Source organism: Streptomyces sp. NPDC101152 (assembly GCF_044768275.1).
Taxonomy (GTDB): domain Bacteria; phylum Actinomycetota; class Actinomycetes; order Streptomycetales; family Streptomycetaceae; genus Streptomyces.
In genome coordinates this window covers 95,393-121,930 of the sequence record NZ_JBIWPO010000005.1, presented here as the reverse complement: position 1 = coordinate 121,930, position 26,538 = coordinate 95,393, and the positions used below count along the sequence as shown (strand labels likewise).

Sequence of the window (26,538 nt, the reverse complement as noted above, 5' to 3'; positions counted from 1 at the left end):
GGACGTGTCAGAGTGCGCCGGCCACGCGCTCGCGCGGCCGGGTGGTGGTGGGCGGCTGGGGAGCGGGGGTCCGCCGGCGGCGGACGGCGGACAGGACGGCGAGCAAAGCCAGGGTCAGCAGCGAGGCGGCCCCGACGGCGGTGCCGAGCCGCAGCCCGGGCGGGTGGAAGGTGCAGGTCAGACTGGTCGATGTGCCGTCGAGCGGGACCGCGATCAGGCCGTGGAAGTCCTTGGCCGGTACGGCGTCGGCGGAGCCGGCGGCACACCGCCAGCCGGCGATGCGAGGTGCGGCGACGACGGCGGTTCCCGTGCTGCCCGCGGGCAGCTGGGCGTGGAGGGTGCCGCCGGAGACGGTGACCCGGGTGGCACCGGTGACCCGGAGCCGGTCGACGGCCGTCTGCAGCCGGCCGGTGTCGAGGCAGCCGACGGCGCCCTGCGGGACCAGGCCGGGCCTGGCGGGGCTGAGCGTGATACGCAGCCGCCCGGACGCCGGGACGGGCCCGAGCGGCTCCATGGCGGCGCGGTTGCGGGTGGACAGGGACCGGAAGCGCGCGGTGTCCCCGTCCCCGGCCAGCCGTGCGGTACCGGAGAAGTCGGGTGCCCAGAGGTAGGCCCGGCTGCCGGCGGGGCAGCGGGCCGTGATGACCGGCTTGCCCGCGGCGCCCACCTGGCCGCCCCGGACCGGCGCCCCCGAGGCCTCGCGGACGGCGATCCGCGGCACGGTGTAGACGCGGGTGCCCAGCAGCAGCTCCTGGTTGCGGTACGGCGACGGGCCGAAGGAGCCGGCGGCCGCGCCGGACGGCCGTACCGTCACCAGGGGCGGCACGGCCTCCCGGGAGACGGTCGGCGCGGTGCCGTCGTGCGGGTACCACTTCTGGTGCGGGTCCGGCGGGGAGTGCACCCGGGCGCCGACCGAGAAGATCGCGTCGGTGACGGCGTTGTCGAGGCTCTGCACGCTGCGGCCGCGGGAGGTCCAGCCGCCGCCGAGGGCGGTGAGGGTGCGGCTGAGGACGTCCGCGGTGAGGCTGCTGTAGTACTGGGCGCCCTGGCCGCCGACCATCAGCGGGTCGTTGCCGACGGTCTGCTCGCGACCGGGGTCGGTGCGGTACCGGGGCCAGCCGTCAGCCTGCGACATCAGCTCCGACTGGCGTTCCTGCCGCTGTCCCCAGGGCGCGTAGGAGTCCATGTGCCGCGTCCGCATCCGGGAGGCCTGGACCGAGGTGGCCATGGCCTCGCCGAACTGGCCGCCGAACAGGAGGGCGACGGCGAGCGCGGTGAACGCGGTACGTCGGCGATGCCCGGCGTCCGCGAGGCGCAGGAGGGCCAGCCCGCCCAGGGCGCCGGCCACGGCCAGCGCCAGCACCAGCCAGGTGAGACCGCCGACCAGGGCGCTGCGGCTCGCGACGGCGACGATCAGCGCCAGCAGTCCGCTCGCCGCACCCAGGGCGCGCCGGTCCGGCGGGCCGTACGACAGCGCCTGCCAGGCACCCAGCACCACCAGGGCGCACAGGACGAAGGCCTGGCGGTACGGGCTGCCCTGCGGCGTGGCGAAGGCGTGCCACACCAGGTGGGTCGGCTCCCACTGCAGCGACAGCGTCACCGCCACGGCCAGCACCGTCCAGCCGATGCGTACCCGCGGCGGGACGCTCCGGTGGAAGGGCAGGGCGAGGGCGAGGAGGAGGGCCGCGGTGCCCGCGTAGACGGCCGGGCTGCCGAAGGTGTATGTCGTCGGCAGGAAGCGGGCCAGCAGGTCCTCGGTCGACACGGGCGTGAAGTGCACGACCCTGCCCGGGTAGGCGTGCTTGGTGCCGAAGTAGACGACCGCGACCAGCGGCGCCGCCAGGCCCACGCCCAGCGCGACGGTGACGGCGGCGCGGCCGGCAGCCCGCAGCCGCTGCCGGCGCGTGAGGTCGCTGAGCCACAGCCGGAGCAGCAGCACCAGACCGGCGGCGAGGGTCGCCATGTACGCGGTGTAGAAGTTGGCGATCCAGGCCTCCGTCACCACGAGCACGCCCACCAGTGGGCGCCGGCCTCGCAGCACCCACTCGACGACCAGGCAGAACAACGGCAGCGCGATCAGTCCGTCGAGCCACATCGGGTTGTACGAGGCGACGGCGAGGCTCCAGCCGCACAGCGCGTACGAGGTGCCCAGCAGGCCCGCCGCCCACCAGCGTCCGGGGCGCACGCTCAGCAGCAGCCAGGCCATGGCGGCACCGGCGGTCGCCGTCTTCAGCACCGTGATCACGTACACCGCGAGGTCGATCTCGTGCCGGGGGAAGACCCCGACGAGCAGGGCGAACGGGCTGCTGAGGTAGGTGCCGAGGTCGGGCAGGAAGCTGGAGCCGAAGCCGGACTGCCAGTTGACGAGGAGGCCACCGTCGGCCTGGCCGTGCAGCAGGTCCCACAGGTGGGCGTGGAAGGGCACGTACTGGTTGCCCAGGTCGTTGACGTCACGCGTGCGCGGGCCGAAGGGGTGGAGGCCGGCCACCGCGTCGGACACGCAGAACACCGCCGCGGTGAGGGCGGCCGCGAGCAGCGCGGCGGCCCCCCTGGACCGGTGAGGGCCGCTCGAAACGGCTTCGAACAGGGTCGAGCGACTCATTCCTACATACTCCCCGCGGGTAATCGATTCGACGGCTTAGACGGTCCGCGAATCCGTTCGGTTGTGCCGTCCGCGGAGAGTAATTATGCCGTTGCCGAATACCTGTGAGGTTTACGCGAGAAATGGTGAACGGCGGGGAAACAGGAATTTCCCCGCACGTAATTTGGCGATGAATTCAATGGTGACATAGGATCGGGGCCGTGGAAGGACGCGGCGGGTTGTGGCCCGTGGACGACACACTGGGGTACCTGGCCGGGCGGTGGGGAGTGACGCGTGCCGTGCGGGATCTCGCGAGCGGGGAGGCGGGACGCTTCGAGGGCAGCACCGCGTTCGAGCCGCTGGAGGGCGGCGGGCTGCTGCACGTCGAGTCCGGGACGTTCGTCTGGCAGGGGGTCGCCCGGCCCGCCGAGCGCACCCTGCGCTTTCTGCCGGGGAGCTCGCCGGGGACGGCCGACGTGCGCTTCGCCGACGGGCGCCCCTTCCACCACCTGGATCTGACCTCCGGCCGTCATGTCGCCGACCACCCGTGTGCGGCGGACCTCTACCGGGGCGAGTTCAGCGTCCTGGACGCGGACCACTGGCGCACGGTGTGGCGAGTGGGCGGCCCGGCGAAGGACCTCGTGCTGACGACCGACTACGCGCGCGTGGGCTGAGCGGGCACCGCGTCGAAGCGGAGGTTCCACCGTCCGGCGCGGCCCGTCACGCTGGTGGTCGACAGGGGGCGGACGTCGATGTTCCAGTACGTCGGCGGCGGGGCCTTCAGGACGTACACCAGGGCGGCCCGGATGACCGACGGCTCGGCCACGGCGACGATCCGGCCGCCGTCCTCGACGGGCCGGGTGTCGAGCCAGTTGCCGACGCGGGCGATGAACTCCAGCAGCGACTCGCCGCCGTGCGGTGTGGCGCGCGGGTCGGCGAGCCACAGGTCCACGGCCTCGGGCTCGCGGGCCATCGCCTCCCCGAGGGTCAGCCCGCGCCAGCGGCCCATGCCGCAGTCCCGCAGGGCGAGTTGGACCAGCGGGGTGTAGCCGAGGGCGTCCCCGGTCGCGCGGCTGCGCGGGGTGGGCGAGCAGTAGCGCAGCTCGGCCGCCGCCAGCGGGATCAGGTCGTGGGCGACGCGCTGCACCTCGTCCCAGCCGGCCTGGTCGAGCGGACGGTCGTCCTCGAAGCGCTCGGCGAGCAGCGGGGAGCTGCGCGCGGCGGCGACGAACGTGACCCGAAGTTGCATGCGGCGATGGTGAGTCGCCGAAGTAGGCAGGTCAAGGGCTGGTGCGCGCGAGTGACCCAGGGTGGCCGAGAACTTACTTCGCGGTCAGGACCTGTCGGACACATCACTCGAAGAGGAGCGCCATCCAGCGGTCCGGGTCGGCGAGCGGCGCGAAGCCGAGCTTGGCGTAGACGCCGTGCGCGTCGGCGGTGGCGAGCAGGACACGGCGCACACCGAAGGCCTCCAGGTGGTCGCGGACCACGCCCACCATCGCCGTCCCGATGTTCTTGCCACGCACGGACCGGTCCACGTAGACGTCGCACAGCCAGGCGAAGGTCGCCCGGTCGGTGATGACCCGGGCGTACGCCACCTGATCGCCCGAAACCTTGTCGTACACCCCGAAGTTGAGCGAACCGGCGATGGCCTGTTCCTGCTTCTCGAGCGGGCGGCCCTGCGCCCAGTACGCGTCGGTGGACAGCCACTGGTGGACCCGGTCCACGTCGAGACGGTCGGGGTCGGTGGAGATCTCGTAGCCCTCGGGGAGGCTCGCGGTGTCGGTCATGGCCGGATGCTCGCAGGACGGACCGGCCGGAGTCGAACAGTTATCCCAGCACCTCGTCACAGGCCGCCCGCAGGCGCCGCACCCCTTCCGTGATCTCGCCGATCCCCGCGACGGCCGCGAAGCTCAACCGGACGTGCGGGGCCGGGGGTTCGGCGCTGAAGTACGGGCGGCCGGGGGTGATGGCGACGCCCGCGCGCAGGGCGGCGGAGGTCAGGGCCGCGTCGTCGGCACCGTCAGGGAGGCGGAGCCAGAGGTGGTAGCCGCCGGACGGGACGTGCGGGAGGGCGAGTTCGGGCAGATGGAGGCGGAGGGCCGCCGTCATGGTGTCGCGGCGGGTTCTGAGCTGGGCCGAGATCGCGCGGAGATGGCGGGGCCAGGCCGGGGAGCCGACGAGTTCCAGGGCCGCCTCCTGGAGCGGGCGGGGGACGAAGAAGGTATCGACGACCTGGATGGCGCGCAGGCGTTCGAGGACCGGGCCGCGGGCGGCGAGCGCGCTGACCCGGAAGCTCGGCGATGTCGCCTTGGTCAGCGACCCGACGTGGACCACGACCCCGTCGGGATCGTCGGCGACCAGCGGGCTCGGCAGCGGTGCCGCGTCCTCGTGGACGAGCCGTCGTACGAAGTCGTCCTCCACGACGAAGGCGCCGGCCTCGCGGGCGATGCGAAGCACCTCGGCACGGCGGTCGGGGGCGAGCACCGCGCCGGTCGGGTTCTGGAACAGGGGCTGGCAGACGACGACGCGGGCGCCGGTCGCGCGGAACGCGTCGGCGAGGAGGGACGGCCGGACGCCGTCGGGGTCCACGGGGACCGGCAAGGGACGCAGCCCTGCCGATCTGGCGATCGCCAACATGCCCGGGTACGTGGGGGATTCGACGAGCACCGGGGCTCCCGGCGGGGCGAGGGCGCGCAGGGACGTGGTGAGCGCGGACTGCCCGCCCGCCGTGACCAGCACCTCCGCCGCCCGGACCCCGCCGCCGATACCGCGTGCGAACCATTCGCGCAGCTCCGGCAGCCCCTCCATCGGCGGCCGGCCCCAGGCGCCGGGCCGGCGTCCGGCGCGCGCCAGCGCGGCCGCCATCGCCCGCTCCGGCTGCAGCGAGGGGTGCAGATAGCCGCCGTTGAACTCGATGACACCGGGCGGCGGCGCGGCGAGCGACACGACGACGCCGGAGGCGTCCACCGTGCGCGGCACGAGGTCGGCGGCGCCGTCCGCGCTCAGGGCGACCTCCTGCCAGGAGGTGTCACCGGCGGGCGCTGCGGTGGCGCGCGGCTCGGCACGGTACGCGCCGGCCCCGGGCCGGGTGACGACCAGCCCGTCGGCGGCCAACTGGGCCAGGGCGCGGGAGACGGTCACCGGGCTCACCCGGAACCGCTCGACCAGGACACGGCTCGACGGGAGCTTCCCACCCGGAGAGTAGCGGTCAAGCTCCCGTTTCAACTGTTCCGCCAGTTCCGCGACACTGCTACGCTCTTGCATGAGAACAGAGAGTAGCGCTACCGCACCGACCCCGATAGCGGTGGGCGTCCCGCCGAGGGTGAGCACCGGCGGAACGCTCCAGGCCGCCCTCGGCGTCGTCGCCTTCTCGCTCACCTTCCCGGCCACCGCCTGGGGGCTGGAGGGGTTCGGGCCCTGGTCGCTGGTCGCGGTGCGCGGTGTGCTGGCCGCGGTCATCGCGGGCGGGTGTCTGCTCGCGTCGCGGGTGCCGGTGCCCGAGCGGCGGCACCGGACGGGGCTCGCCGTGGTGGCCGCCGGAGTCGTGGTCGGGTTTCCCCTGCTCACCACGCTCGCCTTGCGGACGTCCACCACCGCGCACGCCGCCGTCGTGGTCGGCCTGCTCCCCCTCACGACCGCGCTGTTGTCCGCCCTGCGCACGGGCACCCGGCCCTCCCGCACGTTCTGGACGGCGGCCCTCGCGGGTGCGGCCGCGGTCGTCGCCTTCACCGTGCAGCAGAGCGGCGGGGCGCTGACGACCGCCGATCTCTACCTGTTCGGCGCGCTGCTGGTGTGCGCGGCCGGCTACACCGAGGGCGGCCGGCTGGCCCGGGTGATGCCGGGCTGGCAGGTGATCGGCTGGGCCCTGGTGCTGTGTCTGCCGGTGTCCGTGCCGGCCGCGGCGCTGGCGCTGTCGTACGAACCCGTGCAGCTCACCGCGCACAGCGTGGCCGGGCTGCTGTGGGTGGCGGCGGGCTCGCAGTTCCTCGGCCTGGTCGTCTGGTACCGGGGCATGGCGGCGATCGGCGTCCCCAAGGCCAGCCAGTTGCAGCTTGCGCAGCCCCTGCTCACACTGGTGTGGTCGGTGCTGCTGCTGGGCGAGCACCTGACGGTGGCCGCCCCGCTGACGGCCGCGGCGGTACTCGTCTGCATCGCCGTCACGCAGCGGGCGCGGGGTTGACCCCCCGCCGTAGACTCAAGGCCACGGACCGCTGCTCCCGCATGTGGTGAGGAGGCATCGCAGATGCGTGCAACCGTGGGCGACCAGCTTGTCCAGCACGGCAGGGTGGTAGGCCAACACGACAAGGTCGGCGAGATCGTCGAGATCCTCGGCCAGGAGGGCAACCCCCCGTACCGCGTCCGCTTCGAGGACGGGCACACGGGCATCTGCTCTCCCGGACCCGACACGGAGATCCGCCACAGGGAAACGGAAGCCCGGTAGTCGTCTGCGGCTCAGGCGTGGATCAGCGCGGAGGTCTTGCCGGCTGCTGGTAGTGGTCGGCGACAACACGTGCCATCGCGCCGATCGGGTCCGTCGCCACATCCTTCGCGGCGAAGAAGGCGTGGCCCCGGACCTGCGGGTACCTCGCTGCCAGGGTGAGGTGGTCGGAGAGTTCGGCGGGGTTCTGCCAGGCAGCCGACTGGGCGGGGTCACCGGCCTTGTAGAGGGCCTCGCCGATGTAGAGCTTCGTCGGTGTGCCCTTGGCGACCTCCGCCCACCAGGGCACGAGCTTGGCGTAGTCGGCGGCGGCGAAGCCGATGTTCCAGTAGATCTGCGGGCAGATGTAGTCGATCCAGTGCTCGCGCACCCACTTGCGGGTGTCCGCGTGCAGGTCGTCGTACGTCTGGACGCCCGCCCTGGTGTCCGAGCCGAGCGGGTCGGTGGCGGAGTTGCGCCACACGCCGAACGGGCTGATGCCGAACTGAGTACCTGGCCGGGTCCGCCTGATCCTGGCCGCCGTCTCGCGCACCAGCTTGTCGATGTTGTCCCGGCGCCAGGCGGCCCGGTCCGAGAAGGCGCCGCCGTAGCGGTCGTAGGCCTCGTCGTCGTCGAAGGTCTGGCCGGCCACCGGGTACGGGTAGAAGTAGTCGTCGAAGTGCACGGCGTCGACCGGGTACTTGCGTACCGCGTCGAGGATCGCGTCCTCGACCAAGGCCCGCACCCGTGGCAGGCCCGGGTTGTAGTACATCTTCCCGCCGTAGGTCACCACCCAGTCCGGGTGCCTGCGCGCGGGGTGCGAGGCGACGAGCTTCGTCGGGTCCGTGTGGTTGGCGATCCGGTACGGGTTGAACCAGGCGTGCAGTTCCAGGCCGCGGGCGTGCGCCTCCCTCACCGCCGTGCCCAGCGGGTCCCAGCCCGGCGCCTGGCCCTGCGTGCCGGTGAGGACGTTCGACCAGGGTTCGTAGGGGGAGGGCCACAGTGCGTCGGCCGTCGGGCGGACCTGGAGGATCACGGCATTGAGGCGGTCCTTGACGGCCTGGTCGAGGATCAAGGTCAGCTCGGCCTTCTGCCGGTCCACGCTCAGGCCCGGCTTGGACGGCCAGTCCCGGTTCGTCACGGTCGCCACCCACACGCCCCGCAGCTGCCTCGGCACCTTCCGCCGACCCGAGTCGCCCGCGCCGTCCGGGCCGCCCGCCATCGCCGCACCGGCCGCCATCGCGCCGCCCCCCGCCACGAGGGCCGACAGGGCCGTCACCGCGAACGCACGCCGCGACAGCCGAGTCCTGCGGTGCTGCATTCCCCTACCTCCGTGTGCTGCGTGTACGTGCCCGGGCGATTCTCGACCCGGGCCGGGTCCCGCGCCAGACTGCCACGCGGTACCCGAACGATCGATCAACGATCGCCGGAGGTAACGTGCAGGTTTGGAGCAGGCGCCGAACCAGCGGGTAACCTGCCCGATTCACAGATCAGCGAAGGGGACGATGTGACCGACATCGAGCGCGTCGGAGTGGTCGGCTGCGGCCAGATGGGAGCGGGCATCGCCGAGGTGTGCGCCCGGGCCGGACTGGACGTGAAGGTCGCCGAGACCACCGGCGAGGCCCTGGAGATCGGCCGGACCCGGCTGTTCAACTCCCTGTCCAAGGCGGCCGAGCGCGGCAAGATCAGCGCGGAGGAGCTGGCGGCCACGCAGGCGCGGCTGAGCTTCACCACCGACTTGGGCGAGTTCGCCGACCGGGACCTGGTGATCGAGGCCGTCGTCGAGAACGAGCAGGTCAAGACGGAGATCTTCCAGGTGCTCGACCAGGTCGTCACCCGGCCCGACGCGATCCTGGCCTCCAACACCTCCTCCATTCCGCTGGTGCGGCTCGCGGTCGCCACCTCGCGGCCCGACCAGGTCATCGGCGTCCACTTCTTCAACCCGGCCCCGGTGCAGAAGCTGGTCGAGCTGATCCCGGCGCTCACCACCTCGGAGGGCACGCTCGGCCGGGCCCAGCTGTTCGCGGAGAAGGTCCTCGGCAAGCACGCGATCCGCGCCCAGGACCGCTCCGGCTTCGTGGTCAACGCGCTGCTGATTCCGTACCTGCTCTCCGCGATCCGGATGTTCGAGTCGGGCATCGCCAGCCGCGAGGACATCGACAACGGCATGGAACTCGGCTGCGCCCACCCGATGGGCCCGCTGAAGCTGTCCGACCTCATCGGCCTGGACACGGTGGCCTCGGTGGCCTTCTCCATGTACGAGGAGTACAAGGAACCCCTGTACGCCGCTCCCCCGCTGCTACAGCGCATGGTCGACGCGGGCCGACTGGGTCGCAAGTCCGGCTCGGGCTTCTACACCTACGGCGGCTGACCCGCCGCGACTCGGTGCACCGTGCCCGTTCCAGGGTGCTGGTCACACAGTGCAACCGGCACGGGCCCGGCACTCTTCGTGGTGCCGGGCCCGTGCCATTCACACGGCGTGTGCGCGCCGGGCCCGCATATGCCGTTCGCACACTCTCCCCACACGTCCACCAGGCGAGTTGACTCCTCATGCGCATGCAAGGGATGTGACGACTACGGAAAGGAGCGGACCCGTGACCGCCGACCCGGAGCATCCCGTGGTCCATGGAGAACTCGCAGAGTTACGCCGTCGCCTCGACGTCGCCTACGCGCGCGTCGAAGGAGGGCTGGCCCTGCTCACCCATCGCACGGAGGAGACGGACAAGGAGGTCGACGACCTGAGCGCACGTGTCGTCGCCCTCGAGCACGCCCGCTGGCCACTGCCCGCGATTGCGACACTGACCGCGGTGGGCGCGCTCGTGGCGACCATCTGGCAGGCCCTGGGCCGCTGAGACGGGGCACTAGCCGTCCTGTCCGAGCCTCAGGTGGTGCAGGAGGAGTAACGCGGCCGCCATGTTGGCGGCCGGGACCTCGCCGCGGGCGACCATGTCGGGGACGAGCTTGAGGGGGACCCATTCCCGGCGGTCAGACTCGAAGTCGTCCACGGGGTGTCCGACGTACTCGCCCTCGTCCGCCCAGAAGACGTGGTGCCGGGCGTCGGTGAGGCCGTTGGACGGCTCCACGCTCATCAGGTGGTGCAGGGGCCCCGGCCGCCAGCCGGTCTCCTCCTCGAGTTCCCTGGCGGCCGCGCGGACGACGTCCTCGCCGTCCTCGACCACCCCCGCGGCGAGTTCCCAGCCCCAGCTGTCGGTGATGAAGCGGTGGCGCCACAGGAGCAGGACCTCATTGGCCTGGTTAACCACCGTGGCCACGGCCACCGGGCGCAGCCGTATGAGGAAGTGGTCGAGATGCCGGCCGTCCGGCAGCTCGACGTCCGCGAGGTTGACCCTGAACCAGCGGTTTGAGTACACAGTTTGTTCGTTCTGTTTCGTCCACTGCACGGTTCTGCCACCTTCCGTCGAGTAAGTGGCAATATCGCAGCAGGGACCAGCGGATGGCGGTGCTCGGGAACAGGCCTACAGCGGTACGCGCAGTGCCCCGTCGATGAGTTCGGCCGCCTCGGCGGTGCCCGCACAGCCGCTGCGCACCAGGTGCTCGCGCACCGCGCGGAGTCTGTCGCGCAGGCGCTGGGACTCCATTCCCCGGGCCTGTTCGGCCATCTGCACGGCGGTGGCCACCGCCTTGTCGGCGTTCCCCCGACGCAGTTCGATCGTGCTGAGCATGGCCAGCCGGTGCACCCGCCCGCGGTCGTGCGCGGGGTTGTCCACGGCGGCCGCCGCGTGCTCCCCCGCGGCCACGAGCTCGCCCAGGCTCAGCAGTGCCTCCGCCACCTGGACGTTGACCAGCCCCGGCTGGACATAGCCGGTCTCGTCGGGTTCGTATCCGCGCCGGATGCGTTCGGCGGCCTGCTCCGCCCGCCGGATGCAGGACAGCGCGGTCGTACCGTCGCCGAGGTGGGCGTACGCCTTGGCCTGCATCGCGTAGAGGTCGCAGGCCAGGGCCGGCGTGATGTGCTTGCCGGCGGCGCGCAGCGCGGCCTCCGCGAAGGCGACCGCCTGCCGGTACTCCCGCATGAACAGGGCCTGGTTGACCAGCAGGGCGATCACGTACGCGCCAAGTCCCCGGTCCCCGCTGGCCTTGGCGAGCCGGAGCGCCTGGTGGAAGTAGCGCTGGGCGAGGCCGTGCGCGTCGGAGTCGTAGGCGCAGATGCCGGCGATCGCCACCAGTCCGCCCGTGGCCCGGTGCAGTTGACGCCCCGTGGCGTCGGTGTAGCTGCCGCGCAGCAGCGGGGCCGCCTCCGCGTTGAGGAAGCCGACTATCCGGGTGCGGGTCGCTATGCCGCCCGCCTTGCGGTACATCTGCTCGTAGTGCGTGCGGGCGGCCCGCAGCATCTCCAGGTCGGCGGGCGTGACCCGGTGCCGGCCGCCGCGCGAGACGTCGACGTCCTCGGGCGGGTTCTCCCACTCCCACACGGGCATGACCGCGGGCGTGCCGGTGACCGCGGGCGCGCCCAGGATGTGCGGGCGCTGCTGCTCGTCGGAGCGCCACAGGGCGGTGGCCCGCTCGACGAAGCCGGAGAGGGAGGTCGCGTGCGGGGTGGAGGGCTCGCCCGGGACGCCGAGGCCGATGTCGTCCAGCGTCACCGGCCGGTGCAGTCGGCCCGCGAGCACCTCGCAGATCAGGTCCGGCACCTGCCCCCGGGGGCGCTGGCCCTTCAACCACCGTGCCACGGCGGTGTGTTCGTACCGCAACGCGAGACCGCGGGCCCGCCCCGCCTGGTTGACGTGTGCCGCCAGCCCGGCGTGCGAGATCCCGGCCTCGTCCAGGATCGCGTCGAGCAGTGTGTTGGGCTGCATGGATGCCCCCCGGGAGCCTCGGTGTCGGACAGAGTAGTGCCGGTGGGTTCGCACGGGGTGTGAACGGAGTGCCCGAATCCGTAGCGTGCGCGCACTGTCGCGGAGAGTTTCCGGCCGGTTGACTGAAATGCCTCGCAAGAGGCCGGCCGGGCCGCCGGCTCCCCCTCGTACAGTGCGGCGGCCCGCTTCCGCGCCGTCCGCCCAGCTGCCTGCCCGACACTCCGTGGCGGGGCGGACGGTCGCCGGCGGAGGCTTGGCGGGGCGACCAAGCGGGGGGTTCTCAAAGGTGGTTTGTCGACTGCGGGTGAGTCGTGGCTGATCGCGCCCGCGCGGCCGAGCCGCTGATGTCATCGCCCCGCGCACCTAGGGGGCGCCTCGGCTGGCGGTCGTTTGTCAGTACGAGTATTGCTACGTCGTCCGTCGGGGTTCCTGATGTGTGGCGGAGCAACGCGGTGAAGACAGTGCCCAGGACCCCTTGAGGGGTGGCCGTCGGGGTGCTCCTCATGCACTGGGTCAGGACCTCGCTCAGCGGGAAGAACCGGCCACGGGCGTCCCGGGCATCCTCCGCGCCGTCCGTGTGAAGGAACAGGGTCTCGCCTGGGAGCAGGGTTCCGTAGGGGGCCGCGTCCAGTTCGGGTGGGAGGGGGAAGAGGCCGAGGGGAGGGTGGGGGTCTGTTCGGGTCAGGGGTTCCACGCGGGTTCCGCTGAGCAGGTACGGCCAGGGGTGACCGCAGTTGAGGGCGCGCAGTTCGCCGTCCGGGCGGATCTCCAGCAGGAGTACGGTGACGAACTCCTCGGCGAGGTCGGCGCGGGCCCGGTCCCTCAGGTGCCGGGACAGTGCTCGCTCCAGCCTGCGCAGCACGCTGCCCAGCTCCGGCTCGTCGTGGACGGCCTCGCGGAAGCTGCCGAGGACGGCGGCGGCCGTACCGATCGCGTCGAGCCCGTGCCCGCGTACGTCGCCCATGACGACCCGCACTCCGTGCTCGGTGGCGATGACCTCGTACAGGTCACCGCCGATGGCCGCGCGCCGGTCGGCGGAGAGTTGTGCGGCGGCCAGGTGCAGGCCCTCCACGCGCGGCGGCAACGGCCGTAGCAGCACGCTCTGGGCGACGCCCGCGACCTTGCGCACCTCTTTCAGCTCGCGCAGCAGGGAGTGCCGGACGTGCAGGACGAGGCCGGTGCCGACGGCGAAGAACACGGCGCTGCTGGCGACGCGCGCCCCCAGCGTGTTGTGCTGGGCGACCGGGCAGGTCAGCTTGTAGGTGACGGCCACGCCACCCCACACCAGGGGCAGCCCCAGTGCGAGCAAGCGCTTGCGAAAGAAGGAAACCCCAGCCCTGACGCGAATCATGCCGATGGCCCCCCAAACAGGCCCCGAAAGCACAGCCGGACCGGCCTCGAAAGGCCGGTCCGATTCTGTCCACCCCATGGTCCGCGAGGACCAGTTCGCCCGGGATTGTCACCCAAATGAGTGACCACCCGTCAGCTACCCGCATTTATGCAGGTGGGGGCATGTCCGCACGGGGTAAGTGGTCCAGGGGCGCGGGGCTGTATTGCACGGCGGCTGCCGCCGCGGGGCGCGACAAGCCACGACAAACCCGCAGCCGCCAGCAGACGGCAATTCCCCGCCCCTTGGGCGAACTAGGCCGCCCTTCGGGCGACGACGCCACTTTCGCAACAGGCCCTAGGCCCGCAGAACGGCCCCGGTGCGCTCGCCCGCGAGGGCGACCGCCGCGTCACGGGCCGCCGTGGCCTCGTCGACGGTCAGGGTCCGGTCCGGCGCGCGGAACCGCAGTGCGTACGCCAGCGACTTCTTTCCGTCGCCCAGCTGCTCCGCGTTCTCGTACACGTCGAACAGCCGGATGCCCTCGAGGAGTTCACCGGCCCCGTCCCGCAGCGCGGCCTCCACGTCGGCGTGCGGTACGAACTGGTCGACGACCAGGGCGACGTCCTGGGTCGCCACCGGGAACGTGGAGATGCGAGGCGCCTCGGGCCGGTCGTTGCCGACCGCCTCCACGGCGTCCAGGTTCAGCTCCATCGCGGAGACCCGCGCGGGCAGGCCCAGGGCCTTCAGCACCCGGGGGTGCAGCTCGCCGGCATGCCCGACCACCGTCTCCGTGCCGTCCGCGACGACGACGAACTCGGCGCAGCGACCGGGGTGCCAGGGCCCGTACTGTCCCTTGCGGACGACCAGTTCGGCACCGGCCTCCCGGGCCACGGACCGCGCCGCCTCGACGGCGTCGGCCCAGCCGGCCGGACGGCCCTCGCCCCACCAGCCGGCCTGCTCACGCGCACCGGCGAGCACGGCGGCCACATGGCGGGGCTGCTCCGGCAGAGCGGCGTTCAGCCCGGCGATCTCCTCGTCGGTGGGACGCCGGTCCACCGGCAGCGCGGCGGCGGCCTTCCACTCCTCGCGCGGGTGGAACACCAGCCCGGTCTCGAACAGGGCGAGGTCGTGGGACCCCCGGCCGGCGTTGCGCCGCAGCGCTCCGAGCAGGCCGGGCAGCAGCGACGTGCGCAGCGCGGGCTCCTCGTCGCTGAGCGGGTTCGTCAGCCGGACGACGCGGCGATTCGGGTCGTCCGCCGCCAGCAGGAGCTGGTCGAAGACCTGCTCGCTGATGAACGGGTAGTTGGGTGCCTCGACATAGCCCGCCCCGGCCAGCGCCCGGCCGACGCGGCGGTGCAGCCGCTGCCGGTGGGTCAGCCCGCGGCCCGAGGGGAGCTTGGGCAGCGTGGAGGGCAGGTTCTCGTAGCCCTCGAGGCGGATGACCTCCTCGGCGAGGTCGTTGACCTCGGTGAGGTCCGGCCGCCAGGACGGCACGGTGACGATCAGCTCGTCCTGCCCGTAGACGTCGCAGCCGATCTCCTGCAGCCGCCGTACGACGCTCTCGCGGCCGTAGTCGACGCCCGCCACCCGGTCGGGGTGGTTGGCCGGGAGGGTGATGGTGTGCGGCGCGGACGGCGCGACGACCTCGGTGACCCCGGCCTCGGCGGTGCCGCCCGCGAGGAGGACCAGCAGGTCGACCGTGCGCTGCGCGGCAGCGGCGGCGGCCTGCGGGTCGACACCGCGCTCGAAGCGGCGGGAGGCCTCCGAGGACAGCTTGTGGCGGCGGGCCGTGCGCGCGATCGACACCGCGTTGAAGTGGGCGGCCTCGATCACCACGTCGGTGGTGGCGTTCTCCACGTCCTCGTGGTCGGCGATCTCGGTGTTGGCTCCGCCCATCACGCCCGCGAGGCCGATGGGGCCGCGGTCGTCGGTGATGACCAGGTCCTCGGCGTCCAGCTTGCGCTCCACGCCGTCCAGCGTCACGAGCTTCTCGCCCGCCTCCGCCCGGCGCACGCCGATGGTGCCCTGGACCAGCGAACGGTCGTAGGCGTGCAGCGGCTGACCGAGCTCCATCATCACGTAGTTGGTGACGTCGACGGCGAGCGAGATCGGGCGCATGCCGACCTTCTGCAGCCGGCGCTGCAGCCAGATCGGGGAGCGGGCCTCGGGGCTGAGGCCGGTCACCGTGCGGGCGGTGAAGCGGTCGCAGCCGGCCGGGTCGGTGACCTGCACCGGGTAGCCGAAGGCGTTCGGGCCCGGTACGTCGATCAGGGCCGGGTCGCGCAGCGGCAGGCCGTAGGCGATCGCGGTCTCGCGGGCGACGCCCCGGATGGACAGGCAGTCGCCGCGGTTGGCGGTGACGGCGATGTCCAGCACCTCGTCGACCAGCTCCAGCAGCTCGATGGCGTCCTTGCCGACCTCGGTCTCCGGGGGCAGCACGATGATGCCGTGGGTGCCGTCGTCGCCCATGCCCAGCTCGTCGCTGGAGCAGATCATGCCGTGGGAGGTCTTGCCGTACGTCTTGCGCGCGGAGATCGAGAAGCCGCCGGGGAGGGTGGCGCCGGGCAGCACGACGACGACCTTGTCGCCGACGGCGAAGTTCCGGGCGCCGCAGACGATCTCCTGGGGCTCGCCCGTGCCGTTGGCCTGGCCGACGTTCACCGTGCAGAAGCGGATCGGCTTCTTGAAGCCCTCCAGCTCCTCGATGGTCAGCACCTGGCCGACGACCAGGGGACCCTTGAGGTCCTGGCCGAGCTGTTCGACCGTCTCGACCTCCAGACCGGCCGAAATGAGCTTGGCCTGGACGTCACGACCGGTCTCGGTGGCCGGCAGGTCGACGTACTCCCGCAGCCAAGAAAGCGGGACCCGCATCAGATCTCCATCCCGAACGGCCGGGTGAACCGGACGTCACCCTCGACCATGTCTCGCATGTCCTCGACGTTGTGGCGGAACATCAGCATCCGCTCGATGCCGAACCCGAAGGCGAAGCCGCTGTACTTCTCCGGGTCGACGCCGCAGGCGGTGAGCACCCGCGGGTTGACCATGCCGCAGCCGCCGAGCTCGATCCAGCCTTCGGAGGAGCAGGTGCGGCAGGGCCGGTCGGGGTTGCCTACGGACTCGCCCTTGCAGACGTAGCAGAGCATGTCCATCTCGGCGCTGGGCTCGGTGAAGGGGAAGAAGTTGGGCCGCAGCCGGGTCTTCATGCCTTCGCCGAACAGGGACTGGACCATGTGGTCCAGGGTCCCCTTGAGGTCCGACATGGTCAGGCCCTCGTCGACCGCGAGCAGCTCGACCTGGCGGAAGACGGGGGTGTGCGTCGCGTCCAGCTCGTCGGTGCGGTAGACGACGCCGGGGCAGATCACGTACACCGGCAGCTCGCGCTCCAGCAACGAGCGGATCTGCACGGGCGAGGTGTGGGTGCGCAGCACGACGCCGGACTCGGTGCCGCCCTCTGGGCCCTGCACGAAGAAGGTGTCGGCCTCACCACGGGCCGGGTGGTCCGGGCCGATGTTCAGGGCGTCGAAGTTGAACCACTCGGCCTCGGCCTGCGGGCCCTCGGCGACCTCGTAGCCCATGGCCACGAAGACGTCCTCGATGCGCTCGGAGAGCGTGGTGAGGGGGTGGCGGGCGCCGGCCGGTACGCGGTCGTACGGCAGCGTGACGTCCACCGACTCCTCGACCAGCACGCGCGCGTCGCGCTCGGCCTCGAGCTCGCTCTGGCGGGCCGCGAGGGCCTTGTTCACCGCGCCCCGGGCCTGGCCGACCAGCTTGCCGGCGGCGGCCTTGGCGTGCGGGGGCAGGGCGCCGATCTCGCGGTTGGCGAGGGCCAGCGGGGAGGTACCCCCGGTGTGGGCGACCTTGGCCTCCTGGAGCGCGTCGAGGGAGCTCGCTGCGGCGAAGGCGGCGAGCGCCTCTTCCCGCATGCGCTCGATCTCTTCCGGTTTCAACGCCTCGACCTCGACAGGGTCGTACGACTTATTCGGTGCCGACATCTCTTCCCGTGCTTCCGGTTGGCTGGCGGATGGTCCCCGTGACCGGCGCTCTAAGCCGTGTGCAGGACACAAAGGTGCCAAAGGCCGAGTCTAACGGGGTGGAGGGTCGGGGGGGGGGCCGGGGGGCGCGGGCGGGGGGGGGGGGCCGCGGGGGGGGCGAGACGCGGGGGGGGGGCCGCCCGCCGCCGGGGGGTGCGATCCCACTTGGGCGCCCCCGCGCGTTTTTTGGGGGGGGGGGGGGCCCCCCCGGCCCGGCCCCCGGGCCGGGGCCCCGACCCTCAGGTGTGCCAATGTGCCCGTGGGCCGCTCCACGGCTCTCAGGTGAGATACGCCGGGGCCGCCACGGGCAACGTAAATCGGAACTCGGCGCCGCCCTGGGGTGCGCGGCCGACCGTGATGGTGCCGCCGTGGGCCTCGACGATGCCCTTGACGATGTAGAGCCCGAGGCCTGTGCCGCCGCGCTTGCTGCCCCGCCAGAAGCGGGTGAAGACGCGGTTCATGGACTCCTCCGGGATGCCGGGCCCCTCGTCGCTCACCGTGACCGAGGTGGCTGCTGCTTCATGGCCTTCGCCCTCGCGGGGGGACGCCGTGGCCGTGATGTCGATGGTGACGGTTCCCTCGCCGTGGCGCACGGCGTTTTCCAGCAGGTTGCTGAGTACCTGGTCGATCTTGTCGGGGTCGGCCCACAGGCCGGGCAGCGGCTGCTCGATCCGGAGCAGGAACCGGTCTGCGGGCTGTCCGGCGGCGACGTAGGCCTGGATGTGCCGTCCCACGGCCGCGCCGATGTCGACGGGCTGCCGGCGCACCTCCAGCCGCCCGCTGTCGATCCGCGAGATGTCGAGCAGCTCGGCGATGAGCCGGGTGACCCGGTCGGCGTCGGCGTCGACGGTCTCGAGCATCAGCCGCTTCTGGTCGTCCGTGAAGCGTTCCCACTTGGCCAGCAGGGTGGCGGTGAAGCCCTTCACCGAGGTGAGCGGGGAGCGCAGTTCATGGGCGACGGTGGCTATCAGCTCGGCGTGGCTGCGCTCGGTGCGGCGGCGGGCCTCGGTGTCGCGCAGCGAGACGACCACGCGGCGGACGGGCCCGGTGGGCTCACCGCGGACGTACCGCGCGGAGACGAGGACCTCACGGCCGCCGGGCAGGAGGAGGTTCCGCTCGGGCTGCCGCTGCCGGATGGCGAGCCCGCCGTACGGGTCGGTCAGCTGCCACCAGCGGCGCCCTTCCAGGTCCTCTAAGGGGAGGGCCTTCTCCAGCAGCTGTCCGAGGGCGTCCTGGGCGGGGACGGCGGTGATGCGCTCGGCGGCGGCGTTGAAACAGATCACGCGGCCGTCCTCGTCGGCGACGACCAGGCCGTCGGGCAACTGGTCGGGGTCGAGGCCGAGTCCGGTGAGGTCGCCGTGCCGGGGCGCGGGCGCGCGGGGCACGTCGCCCGCGCGCGGTGCCCTGTCCGCACCGCTCGTGCCGACACCCATCCCCGTACCCCACCTCTCAGACGGCGCAGGTGGCCCCGAGCTGGTCACCCTACTGGTTGCCGGTGACGGAACGGCACCCTCCGGAGGCGCGCTGTGCACGGGCCGACGCATACAGACATACGGCGGCCGCGGTGGCGAGGTTCAGGCTCTCGGCCCTCCCGTGGATCGGGACGCGCACCACGGCGTCCGTGAGCGCGCGGGTCTCCTCCGGGAGCCCCCACGCCTCGTTCCCGAACACCCACGCCGTCGGCCCGCCCATGGTGCCCTTGTCCAGCTCGTCGTCGAGGTCGTCGCTCCCGGCCCCGTCGGCGGCGAGGATGCGCACGCCCGCCCCCTTGAGCCCGGCGACGGCTTCCTCGACCGGGACGCCGACGGCGACGGGCAGATGGAACAGGGAGCCCACCGAGGCCCGTACGGCCTTCGGGTTGTACAGGTCGACGGACGCGTCGGTCAGGACGACGGCCTCGGCGCCCGCGGCGTCGGCGCACCGCAGCACGGTCCCCGCGTTCCCGGGGTCCCGGACGTTGGCGAGGACGGCGACGAGCTTCGGCCGGGCGGCCAGGATCTTTTCGAAGGAGGTGTCCAGGAACCGGCAGATCCCGACCAGCCCCTGCGGGGTGACGGTCGTGGAGATGTCGGCGATGACCTGTTCGGAGGCGAGGTGCACCCGGGCGCCGACGTCCCGGGCCTCGCCCACGATGTCGGCGTACCTCTCGGCGGCCTCGACGGTGGCGAACAGCTCCACCAGCCCGTGCCCGGCGGCCTCCCGCACGGCCTGCGGCCCCTCGGCCAGGAACAGCCGCTCCTTGCTCCGGAAGTTCCGCCGGGCGAGCCGGCGCGCGGCCGAGACGCGGGGGGAACGGGGGGAGATCAGCTCGGGGGTGGCAGTCATCGCCTTCACTCTCAGGATTCTCAACGCAACGGACCCGCAGGCAGAAACCCACGGGTCCGTACAGTCACGTCGGCTCGAGTCGGCGCGGCGAGTCGCGTCAGGCCGCCTTGGGGGCGTTGACGTCGGCCGGCAGCGCCTTCTGCGCGACCTCGACCAGCGCGGCGAACGCGGTGGCGTCGTTGACGGCCAGCTCGGCGAGGATCTTGCGGTCGACCTCGACGTTCGCGGCCTTCAGGCCCTGGATGAAGCGGTTGTACGTGATGCCGTTGGCGCGGGCAGCGGCGTTGATGCGCTGGATCCACAGCTGGCGGAAGTCACCCTTGCGCTTCTTGCGGTCGTTGTAGTTGTAGACCAGCGAGTGGGTGACCTGCTCCTTGGCCTTGCGGTACAGGCGCGAACGCTGACCGCGGTAGCCGGAGGCCTGCTCGAGGATCGCCCGGCGCTTCTTGTGGGCGTTGACTGCCCGCTTGACGCGTGCCACTTGTTAACTCCTTGTAGCGGGGCCGTGGTTGGACTCACACGGCCCGGAATCGATGGGGTCCCGGTCCTGACGTACGGCGCGGCCGATCAGCGGATCGGGCGCCGGGTACGTCACTTGCCGAGAAGCTTCTTGATCTTCTTGGTGTCGCCCGGGGCCATCTCGGCGTTGCCGGTGAGGCGGCGCGTCAGACGCGACGACTTGTGCTCGAGCAGGTGGCGCTTGCCGGCGCGCTCACGGAGCACCTTGCCGGAGCCGGTGACCTTGAAGCGCTTGCTGGCACCGCTGTGCGACTTGTTCTTCGGCATGGCGCCGTTCTCTCCTCGTCGGTGGCGCTCCGGTGCCCGGTCACGAAAACCGGGCACGTCGGAACGTCGCTCTTGTATCGGTTACTGCGTCCTGGGACTCACGCCCCCGGGATCACGCCTCGGCGGAAGCCTCGGCAGGAGCCTCGACGTCGGCCTGGGCGTGGTCGGCGTCCGCGGCGTTCTGCGACTTGCCGGGGTTGGCCTTCGCTTCTGCCTTGCGGGCTTCCTGCGCCTGGCGGGCCTCGGCCATCGCCTCGGTCTTCTTCTTGTGCGGACCGAGGACCATGATCATGTTCCGGCCGTCCTGCTTCGGGTTCGACTCGACGAATCCGAGGTCCTGGACGTCCTCCGCGAGCCGCTGCAGCAGTCGGTAGCCGAGTTCCGGCCGGGACTGCTCGCGACCACGGAACATGATCGTGATCTTGACCTTGTCGCCCTGCTTGAGGAACCGGACGACGTGACCCTTCTTGGTGTCATAGTCGTGCGGGTCGATCTTCGGCCGGAGCTTCATCTCCTTGATGACCGTGTGCGCCTGGTTCTTGCGCGCCTCACGGGCCTTCATGGCCGACTCGTACTTGAACTTCCCGTAGTCCATGAGCTTGCACACGGGCGGACGGGCGTTCGCCGCCACCTCGACGAGGTCGAGGTCGTACTCCTGGGCAAGCTCCAGTGCCTTGGCCAGCGGGACGATGCCCACCTGCTCGCCACTGGGACCGACAAGTCGCACCTCGGGAACGCGAATCCGGTCGTTGATGCGGGGCTCGGCGCTGATGGATCCTCCTCGGTTAGCACCACACGGCGGTCTGGCGGACAGCCGCGTACGTCTCTTTCCTAGACCTAACCGCGCCGAAGCATGAAAAATGCCCCGGACGATCACAGGCGGGGCTCCAAATACACTACCGGAGCACCGCCGCGATGCCGCGGGGCGCGCTTTCGGGCGACTCCATCGTCCGTACGGAACGATGGCGGCCGCCTGACCGGGTGACCCGCCGTCCCGGGGGACGGTCAGGTGGGAGATCGGAGCCTCCACTTGTGGGCCGGGCACATGTGTCCGGCCGGTCGTCACACAAGGTTAGCAGCTGCGCGGGGGTGGTGCGAACCGGCGTGCACCGGGCCCTATCGTGTGGGGCATGAGTGACACCCCTCCTGAGTCTTCCGAGTCCCCCGCCGACTTCGACGCCATGACCCGCGACATCGCCGAGGTCCCGGCCGTCGAGGTGATCGTGACGGTCGCCGTCAACCTGATGAGCGCCGCCGCGGTGAAGCTGGGCCTGACCGAGGAGGGCGACAAGTACAAGGACCTGGACGAGGCCCGCAAGCTGGTCACCGCCCTCGCCGGTCTGCTGGACGCGAGCGCGACCGAGATCAGCTCCTTCCACGCGGCCCCTCTGCGCGACGGCCTGAAGTCGCTCCAACTGGCCTTCCGCGAGGCCTCACTCGTCCCGGACGAGCCGGGCCAGGGGCCGGGTGAGAAGTACACCGGGCCGATCTACGGCTGAGGGATCACCGCACGTACAGGGGCTCGCCCGGAGGCGTGGCCGCGGCCGGCAGCACTGCCAGGTCGAGGCCGCGCACCAGGCGGGCCCTCAGTGTCTCGTCGGCGGCGAGGCGCTCGGCCACGGCACGGGCAGCCTCGGCGGGGGCGGCGGACTCGTCGAGCACCAGGGCGAGGGTGCCGTCGGCCTGGCCGGGCCCGAGGTGCGCGCGCAGCACCGCGGACTCGGCGGCCACCGCGGCCCGTACCGCCTCTCGAACGGCGGGGTCGGCGAGCGGGTCGGTGGACGTACGCCCCTCGGCGAGCGCCAGCAGCGCGGGCCCGGCGAGCTCGAACGGCACCGGCCCGGCCAGGTCCAGCACCACGGTGTCCGCCCTCTCGTGGGCGGCGGCCTGCAACGCCTGGTGCAGGGGTACGGCCACGGGCCGCGCCGCCGGGTCCCAGCGGGCCAGCGAGTCGGTGGAGGTGAAGGCGGGCAGGGCGGTCCGGGATCCGGCCTTGAGGGTCGGTACGGCCATGTCGCTGGTCTTCTCGCGGCGCAACCCGTTCTCGTCCTCCTCGACCTCGCCGAGCACCGCGACGACGGGGACCAGCAGCCGGGCGCCCCGCAGCGCCTCCAGGACCGGGCCCACGGCGGTGCGGTCCTCGGCCCAGGCGGCGAGGGCGGCGCTCAGCCGGGGGTCGGCCGAGCCGTCGTCGTCGGAGAAGCCGGGGTCGGGGATGTTCTTGTTCGCCACGGTCACCGACCCTATAGGGCGCCTCGGAGGCGGGCGCCGTATGGTCGGCCTCGTCGACGGGTTCCGCGTCGGCGGACCGGGAGGAGCCGGTGGAACCGGTGACGCAGCCCACGGTGGCCCCTGACGCACGGCTGGCCCGGGCGATGCGGTCGGTGCCCGTCGAGGGCGACGCTGAGGTCTCGGTCGCGGTGCTGGACCTGGACTCCGGCGAGAGCGCGGCCCACGGCGGCGGCGCCTTCGACACGGCGAGCATCGTCAAGGTCGACATCCTGGCGACGCTGCTGCTGCAGGCGCAGGACGCGGACCGGCGGCTCACGGCGGCCGAGAAGTCGCACGCGACCACGATGATCGAGAACAGCGACAACACCGCGGCCTCCGCGCTGTGGGACGTCATCGGGCGGGCCGACGGGCTGGACGCGGCGAACAGGACGTTCGGGCTCACCGGCACGCAGGGCGGTGACGGCACGCTGTGGGGGCTGACCCGGACCACGGCCGCCGATCAACTCGCCCTGCTCCAGCAGGTGTTCGGGGACGGCTCGAAGCTGAGCGAGTCCTCGCGATCGTATCTGCGGGGTCTGATGGGGCGGATCGAGGCCGACCAGCGCTGGGGAGTCTCCGCGGCCGGCGACGGTTCAGCTTGCGCGCTGAAGAACGGGTGGCTGCCGCGCAGTACGACCGGGCTGTGGGTCGTCAACAGCATCGGGCGGGTGACGGTCGACGGCCGCGCCTGTCTGGTGACGGTGCTGTCGAGGGGCAACACGACACAGGCGAAGGGGATCGCGCTGGTGGAGTCGGCGGCGAAGGCCGCGGTGTCGGTGTTCACCGACACCGGGTCCTCGGCCGCGGCCTCCTAGGTGCTGTGCGGGGCTTTCAAAACACCCCCTGGCGTCCCTGGAGGTCGTGGCGGCGGGGGCGGCCGCGCCACAGCACCACCGCGGCGACGAGCAGGACGCCGCCGAGACCGCCCGCGAGCGGGGCGGCCCAGTCGCTGGTGTCGCTGTCGGACGTGGCGGCGTCCGGTCCCGAGCCGAAGTACTTCTTGCCGTACACGGCGGCCCGCAGGCCCGACGGCTTCAGGCGGCCCGCGGCCGCGAGGGCGGCGGCCGGGTCGACCATGCCGAAGCCGCGGGAGTCGTCGCGGCCCCCGGCCGGGGCGTCCCGGGCCGTGTTTTCGAGGAGCTGCTTGATCTGGGCGGGGGTCAGACCGGGACGGGCGGCCTTGATCAGTGCCACGGCCCCGGAGACGTAGGCGGAGGCCGCGCTGGTCCCCCACCCCTCGTAGTACCGGTGGTCCGGGTCGGCGATGACGATGTCGACGCCCGGGGCACTGACCGTGGCGTACCAGCGGCGGGTGGAGAAGTCGGCGCGGGTGCCGAAGCGGTCCACGGCGGTGGCGGCGATCACGCCCGGGTAGGCGGCCGGGTAGGAGGTGTGGTCGCCCTTCTTGCCGCCGTTGCCCGCGGAGGCGACGACGGTGACGTTCTTCTTCAGGGCGTACTGGACGGCCTCGTCCTCGGCGGGTTCGGGGTGGGCGGAGGCCGAGTCGTCGCCGAGGGAGAGGTTGATGACGTCGGCGCCGTGGTCGGCGGCCCAGCGGATGCCTTCGGCGAGGGCGTTGCCGCGGGTGGAGCGGGCCTGGCCGCGCGCCGCGTCACCGTCCTCGAGGATGACGCGGACCGGCAGGATCTTGGCCTCGGGGGCGACGCCCATGACGCCGTCGGAGTCACCGGGGCCGTGGCCGTGTCCGGCGATGATGCCCGCCATGGCGGTCCCGTGCCGGGCCCAGTCCCGGTCGCCCTGGCTCGCCCCGAACCCGATCATGTCCTTGGCCGGCAGCACGTTGCCGACGAGGTCGGGGTGGTCGGCCTCGACGCCGGTGTCGAGGACGGCCACGGTGACGCCCTTGCCCTTGGTGGTGCGCCAGGCCTGCTGGGTGTGCATGGCGTCCAGGCCCCACTGCTGGGCGCGTATGCCGTCGGCGTGGGCGACGGTGGACGGGACGAGGGCGAGGGAGCCGGCCAGGAACAGGCTCAGTGCCGCGACCCTGCGACGGGGGTGTCTCATGAGGGCCGCTCCGTGGGCGGGGTGGTGACGTCCTTGCGCAGGGCGCGTCCGATGCGGTCGGCGAGACCCTTGGCCTCGTTGCCGAGGCCGGCCTGGGCCGGGGCGGAGGTGGCGCCGGACTGCATGGCCTGGGCGGCGGGCTGGGGGGTGTCGACGGCACGGCCGTCGGCCCAGCCGGAGACGGCGTAGACGACGACCGGCGCGTCGGTGAGGACGGAGAGCGTCCAGGAGGCGCGCTGCGCCGGGCCGAAGCGGGCGGCGGGGGTGCCCTTGGCGGCGTAGGGGCGGGGCATGAGGTCGGTGCGGTTGCCGAGGCCCTGGCTCTGGAACTGTTTCGCCAGGGACGTCATGCCGGGGGCGTCGGCCTCGGTGAACAGCAGACCGACGGTGGTGACGAAGCTCTGCGTGGCGTCGGTGTAGGTGGCCCGCAGCAGCCGCTGGCACCCGGCGGGCGCCAGCGCCTTGGCGAGCAGCGGGTCGAAGGCACCCTTGCAGCCGCTGTCCGGCGCCACGGCGATCCGTGTCCAGGTCCGGTCGGCGCCGCCGGGCCCGGCGCCCCGCCCTTGCACGGTGGGCGGGAACAGCTGGTCGACGGGCACGCTGTGCCACAGGCCCGCGGCCGCGGCGAACGTGCTCTGCCCGCCGTCCCCGCCGGAGTCCCCCACCAGCCAACTCCCGGTGGCGGCACCCCCGATGAGCCCGAACCCGAGCACCAGACACAGGGCGACCTGAGCGGTCCGCCCGCGCATCCGCCCGGCGAGCGGCCTGGGCCGGACCCGCTCGTCGTACCCCTCGGGTTCACCGAAGGACACGACGGGCCGACTCCCACCCGCGGACATGGGGGCACTCCAGGAAAGGGCGGGATCAGGACCGACGCCGCCTCGGCCTCCGTCGGCCGTGGCGGGGTCGGCCGTCACCGCGGGGCGGTCAACGGGGGGCGCTGGCTCGGCAGTTACGGCGGCTGAGCCTCCCGCGGAGTGAGCCGACGCCGGACGAGTGGGCGGCACGAGGGGCTTGGGGGGCGTGGTTGCCCTCTCGGCGCCGCTGTCCGGGGACTCGGCGGAACCGGGGGTGGGGCGACCGGCGTTCGGCTGTGACGGGTCGCGGGGTGCCGTCGGAGGGTGCGTGGGGCGTGGAGGGACGGGCACGGCCGGTGGCGTGGTGTCGGCGGCGGACCGGGGCGGCCGCTGGGCGTTCGACGGAGGGGCGTCCGGGAAGCGGGCCGAGGCCTGCGGCGGGGGCTCGGTCCTGGAACCTCCGTCCCGCGCCACGGGCTCCCGCAGGCGAGGGAAGCGGAACTGGGACGCGTTCTCGGCGCCCGGAGTCGTGCCTGCGCCGGCGCCCTTCTCGTCCCGCGACCCCGCCGGGCGGGTACGGCGGCCGAAGGCCTCGAAGGGTTCGGACTCCCGCCACGGCGACCACGCACCACCGGAACCGCCCGTGGCCGTGTGACCCCACGAGTCCCCGCCCCGACCGCTGCCCGGCGTCCACACATCCGTCCCGCTCGCCGCGGATCCGTCACGGCGGGACTCCGTGCCCTCGGTACGACGCGCCCCGGAATCCCGATCGTCCGGACCCTCTGGCGCCTTTGCCCGGGCATCGGGTCCTGATGTGCTCGCCTCGGGGGCTGGAGCGCCGTCCCGACCGGCCGTCGGGGGCTCTGCCGGACGTGGGGGCGTGGTCGGCCGGTGTGGGAAAGAGGCGTGCTGGGCTTCCGTGCTCATGCACCCCCCGTTTCCTCGTGCCCGGGCCGTCTACTGTTACGCAAGCCGTCGTCTGTTACGCGAGCCGTCGTCCTCGCGCTCAACCGCTCGGCGCCGGACCCGGCACGAGCGGTGGGCCGTCCCGGGCACGCATACATACCCGTACGGCCGGACCGGCATCCCGCGGCGGGCGCCCGACCTCCGTACGTGCGCGTCACTCTACGGGTTGCCCCACCCGGAACGGGAACCAGT

At 72.5% G+C, this 26,538-nt stretch carries 24 protein-coding genes and 1 pseudogene; 7 read left to right on the top strand and 18 right to left on the bottom strand.

Annotated features, from left to right (window positions below):
- Positions 1-7 precede the first annotated feature (7 nt).
- Positions 8-2,602, bottom strand: a complete 2,595-nt coding sequence (locus tag ACIRVK_RS08575; RefSeq protein WP_404244693.1) for a YfhO family protein — start codon at positions 2,600-2,602, stop codon at positions 8-10.
- Positions 2,603-2,829: 227 nt separating this feature from the next.
- Here ACIRVK_RS08575 and ACIRVK_RS08570 point away from each other — a divergent pair, with 227 nt between their 5' ends.
- Positions 2,830-3,255, top strand: a complete 426-nt coding sequence (locus ACIRVK_RS08570; RefSeq protein WP_404244692.1) for a DUF6314 family protein — start codon at positions 2,830-2,832, stop codon at positions 3,253-3,255.
- On the opposite strand, the gene ACIRVK_RS08565 is transcribed toward ACIRVK_RS08570, so the two are convergent.
- The 3 genes from ACIRVK_RS08565 to ACIRVK_RS08555 form a co-directional block, all read right to left on the bottom strand.
- Complete coding sequence (locus ACIRVK_RS08565) at positions 3,237-3,830, bottom strand: histidine phosphatase family protein (protein WP_404244691.1); 594 nt, start codon at positions 3,828-3,830, stop codon at positions 3,237-3,239. The two genes, ACIRVK_RS08570 and ACIRVK_RS08565, sit on opposite strands and share 19 nt — an antisense overlap.
- A 103-nt stretch (positions 3,831-3,933) precedes the next feature.
- Complete coding sequence (locus ACIRVK_RS08560; protein WP_404244690.1) at positions 3,934-4,371, bottom strand: GNAT family N-acetyltransferase; 438 nt, start codon at positions 4,369-4,371, stop codon at positions 3,934-3,936.
- A 40-nt stretch (positions 4,372-4,411) separates the two neighbouring features.
- Positions 4,412-5,848 (bottom strand): PLP-dependent aminotransferase family protein, encoded by a 1,437-nt coding sequence (locus ACIRVK_RS08555; RefSeq protein ID WP_404244689.1) that lies wholly within the window; start codon positions 5,846-5,848, stop codon positions 4,412-4,414.
- Between ACIRVK_RS08555 and ACIRVK_RS08550 the strand changes: the two genes are divergently transcribed.
- Both ACIRVK_RS08550 and ACIRVK_RS08545 read left to right on the top strand, forming a co-directional pair.
- Complete coding sequence (locus ACIRVK_RS08550) at positions 5,847-6,764, top strand: DMT family transporter (RefSeq protein ID WP_404244688.1); 918 nt, start codon at positions 5,847-5,849, stop codon at positions 6,762-6,764. The genes ACIRVK_RS08555 and ACIRVK_RS08550 overlap by 2 nt on opposite strands.
- A 63-nt stretch (positions 6,765-6,827) precedes the next feature.
- Positions 6,828-7,025, top strand: coding sequence for a DUF1918 domain-containing protein (locus ACIRVK_RS08545; RefSeq protein ID WP_404244687.1), 198 nt, complete (start codon positions 6,828-6,830; stop codon positions 7,023-7,025).
- Between the two features lie 22 nt (positions 7,026-7,047).
- Here ACIRVK_RS08545 and ACIRVK_RS08540 read toward each other — a convergent pair whose 3' ends face one another.
- Complete coding sequence (locus ACIRVK_RS08540) at positions 7,048-8,322, bottom strand: glycoside hydrolase family 10 protein (RefSeq protein ID WP_404244686.1); 1,275 nt, start codon at positions 8,320-8,322, stop codon at positions 7,048-7,050.
- Positions 8,323-8,508: 186 nt separating this feature from the next.
- Here ACIRVK_RS08540 and ACIRVK_RS08535 point away from each other — a divergent pair, with 186 nt between their 5' ends.
- Together ACIRVK_RS08535 and ACIRVK_RS08530 are read left to right on the top strand one after the other, a co-directional pair.
- Positions 8,509-9,372 carry a 3-hydroxybutyryl-CoA dehydrogenase gene (locus ACIRVK_RS08535; RefSeq protein ID WP_404244685.1) on the top strand — a complete coding sequence of 288 codons (864 nt, stop codon included), beginning with the start codon at positions 8,509-8,511 and terminating at the stop codon, positions 9,370-9,372.
- Between the two features lie 223 nt (positions 9,373-9,595).
- Positions 9,596-9,853, top strand: coding sequence for a hypothetical protein (locus ACIRVK_RS08530; RefSeq protein ID WP_404244684.1), 258 nt, complete (start codon positions 9,596-9,598; stop codon positions 9,851-9,853).
- 9 nt (positions 9,854-9,862) lie between these two features.
- On the opposite strand, the gene ACIRVK_RS08525 is transcribed toward ACIRVK_RS08530, so the two are convergent.
- From ACIRVK_RS08525 to infC, 10 genes and pseudogenes are all read right to left on the bottom strand, one after another.
- Positions 9,863-10,402: an NUDIX hydrolase gene (locus ACIRVK_RS08525; protein WP_404244683.1), complete on the bottom strand. Its 540-nt coding sequence runs from the start codon at positions 10,400-10,402 to the stop codon at positions 9,863-9,865.
- A 75-nt stretch (positions 10,403-10,477) separates the two neighbouring features.
- Entirely contained in the window at positions 10,478-11,818 is a 1,341-nt protein-coding gene (locus ACIRVK_RS08520; protein WP_404244682.1) for a transcriptional regulator, read from the bottom strand.
- A gap of 280 nt (positions 11,819-12,098) precedes the next feature.
- Entirely contained in the window at positions 12,099-13,169 is a 1,071-nt protein-coding gene (locus tag ACIRVK_RS08515) for a PP2C family protein-serine/threonine phosphatase (RefSeq protein ID WP_404244681.1), read from the bottom strand.
- A 333-nt stretch (positions 13,170-13,502) separates the two neighbouring features.
- Positions 13,503-16,016 (bottom strand): phenylalanine--tRNA ligase subunit beta, encoded by a 2,514-nt coding sequence (pheT, locus tag ACIRVK_RS08510; RefSeq protein ID WP_404244680.1) that lies wholly within the window; start codon positions 16,014-16,016, stop codon positions 13,503-13,505.
- On the bottom strand, positions 16,016-17,137 hold the full coding sequence (gene pheS, locus ACIRVK_RS08505; RefSeq protein WP_404244679.1) for a phenylalanine--tRNA ligase subunit alpha: 1,122 nt from the start codon (positions 17,135-17,137) through the stop codon (positions 16,016-16,018). The genes pheT and pheS overlap by 1 nt, the downstream gene beginning before the upstream one ends.
- A gap of 317 nt (positions 17,138-17,454) precedes the next feature.
- The gene (locus ACIRVK_RS08500) at positions 17,455-18,609 is read right to left on the bottom strand and encodes an ATP-binding protein (protein ID WP_404244678.1); all 1,155 of its coding nucleotides are present in this window, start codon (positions 18,607-18,609) and stop codon (positions 17,455-17,457) included.
- 49 nt (positions 18,610-18,658) lie between these two features.
- The gene (locus ACIRVK_RS08495; protein ID WP_404244677.1) at positions 18,659-19,501 is read right to left on the bottom strand and encodes a TrmH family RNA methyltransferase; all 843 of its coding nucleotides are present in this window, start codon (positions 19,499-19,501) and stop codon (positions 18,659-18,661) included.
- Positions 19,502-19,598: 97 nt separating this feature from the next.
- The gene (gene rplT, locus ACIRVK_RS08490; RefSeq protein WP_004933571.1) at positions 19,599-19,982 is read right to left on the bottom strand and encodes a 50S ribosomal protein L20; all 384 of its coding nucleotides are present in this window, start codon (positions 19,980-19,982) and stop codon (positions 19,599-19,601) included.
- Positions 19,983-20,092: 110 nt separating this feature from the next.
- Complete coding sequence (gene rpmI / locus ACIRVK_RS08485; protein ID WP_103845027.1) at positions 20,093-20,287, bottom strand: 50S ribosomal protein L35; 195 nt, start codon at positions 20,285-20,287, stop codon at positions 20,093-20,095.
- A gap of 112 nt (positions 20,288-20,399) precedes the next feature.
- A pseudogene (gene infC, locus ACIRVK_RS08480) lies at positions 20,400-21,084 on the bottom strand (translation initiation factor IF-3).
- Positions 21,085-21,417: 333 nt separating this feature from the next.
- On the opposite strand from infC, the gene ACIRVK_RS08475 reads away from it, so the two are divergent.
- A complete protein-coding gene (locus tag ACIRVK_RS08475) occupies positions 21,418-21,786 on the top strand; it encodes a DUF1844 domain-containing protein (protein ID WP_404244676.1) in 369 nt (122 codons plus the stop codon).
- 4 nt (positions 21,787-21,790) lie between these two features.
- Here ACIRVK_RS08475 and ACIRVK_RS08470 read toward each other — a convergent pair whose 3' ends face one another.
- On the bottom strand, positions 21,791-22,519 hold the full coding sequence (locus tag ACIRVK_RS08470) for an SseB family protein (RefSeq protein WP_404244675.1): 729 nt from the start codon (positions 22,517-22,519) through the stop codon (positions 21,791-21,793).
- Between the two features lie 143 nt (positions 22,520-22,662).
- On the opposite strand from ACIRVK_RS08470, the gene ACIRVK_RS08465 reads away from it, so the two are divergent.
- A complete protein-coding gene (locus ACIRVK_RS08465) occupies positions 22,663-23,373 on the top strand; it encodes a serine hydrolase (RefSeq protein ID WP_404244933.1) in 711 nt (236 codons plus the stop codon).
- A 16-nt stretch (positions 23,374-23,389) separates the two neighbouring features.
- Here the strand turns inward: ACIRVK_RS08465 and mycP are convergent, their stop codons facing one another.
- Complete coding sequence (gene mycP, locus ACIRVK_RS08460) at positions 23,390-24,583, bottom strand: type VII secretion-associated serine protease mycosin (protein WP_404244673.1); 1,194 nt, start codon at positions 24,581-24,583, stop codon at positions 23,390-23,392.
- Positions 24,580-25,395, bottom strand: a complete 816-nt coding sequence (locus tag ACIRVK_RS08455; protein WP_404244672.1) for a hypothetical protein — start codon at positions 25,393-25,395, stop codon at positions 24,580-24,582. Before ACIRVK_RS08455 ends, mycP begins: the two co-directional genes overlap by 4 nt.
- Positions 25,396-26,538: the final 1,143 nt, after the last annotated feature.